Origin of the sequence: Stenotrophomonas pictorum JCM 9942 (assembly GCF_001310775.1) — a bacterium.
Lineage (GTDB): Bacteria > Pseudomonadota > Gammaproteobacteria > Xanthomonadales > Xanthomonadaceae > Stenotrophomonas > Stenotrophomonas pictorum.
The window spans coordinates 1-900 of sequence record NZ_BAZI01000678.1 but is presented as its reverse complement, the minus strand read 5'-3'; the positions used below and the strand labels follow the sequence as shown (position 1 = coordinate 900).

Annotated in this window: 1 protein-coding gene; it reads left to right on the top strand. The window is 67.2% G+C overall.

All coding sequences use genetic code 11. The annotated features are described in order from the left end of the window. Positions 1-260: 260 nt before the first annotated feature. On the top strand, positions 261-779 hold the full coding sequence (locus tag JCM9942_RS17000) for an RNA polymerase sigma factor (RefSeq protein WP_054661009.1): 519 nt from the start codon (positions 261-263) through the stop codon (positions 777-779). The last annotated feature ends 121 nt before the right edge of the window (positions 780-900 follow it).

Below are 900 nucleotides of genomic sequence, written 5' to 3'. Positions count from 1 at the left end.
CGGGCTGCAGCGCACGCCGCTGCTGCTGGAGCAGGAACGCCTGCCCCCGCGCCTGCCGTGGCCCGACGGCGCGGGAATGAACCCGGAGTAAATGGAGCGCGGAAGCGAGTACCCTTATCGCCTGCTGGGGGGCACTGGATATCAGCGGCCCCTGCGCCCGTTGTGTGGAGAGTATCGATGCCGTCGCCAATAGTATCCGCGTCCCCACTGCCAACCCGGGCCGATGGCCCGGCGGCTGCCGTGACGGGTGGGGGCAGCTGATGGTGTCGGCCGAGCAGGACCCGGCCGCGCGGGCGTTTGCCGCCAAGGTGGTGGAGAGCTACAGCGCCGAGCTGCAGCGCTTCCTGCGCCGGCGGGTCTATGACGCACAGGATCTGGGTGATCTGGTGCAGGAGGTCTATCTGCGGCTGCTGCGGGTGCAGAACATCGAAACCGTGCGCAACCCGCTGGCGTACATCTACGGCATCGCCGGGCATGTGGCCAGCGAGTTCAACATGCGCCAGCGGCAAGGGCGGATGGTATTCGACTCGACCGTGGTCGAATCGCTGACCGAGAACCCCGAATCGCCGCAGTTCGTGGAAGGGGGCGGCTTTTTCGAGCGCCAGGTGGGTGATGCGCTGGCCCAGTTGCCGGCCAACCGGCTGGCGGTACTGCTGCTGGAGCGCCGCGAAGGGCTGTGCCATGCGGAGATCGCCGCGCGGCTGGGGCTGAGCGTGCACACCGTGAAGAAATACAGTGTGGAAGCGCTGGCGCATGTACGCGCCAGTCTGGAACGTTGAACAGGACGTGGTCCGTGCCCCGTGCCGGCATCGAGTGACATTATGAATATCTACCGCACATCGCCAGAGCAGACCCGGGAGCGCGCCGCACGCGAGGCGGCCGAGTGGCTGCAGGTCATGC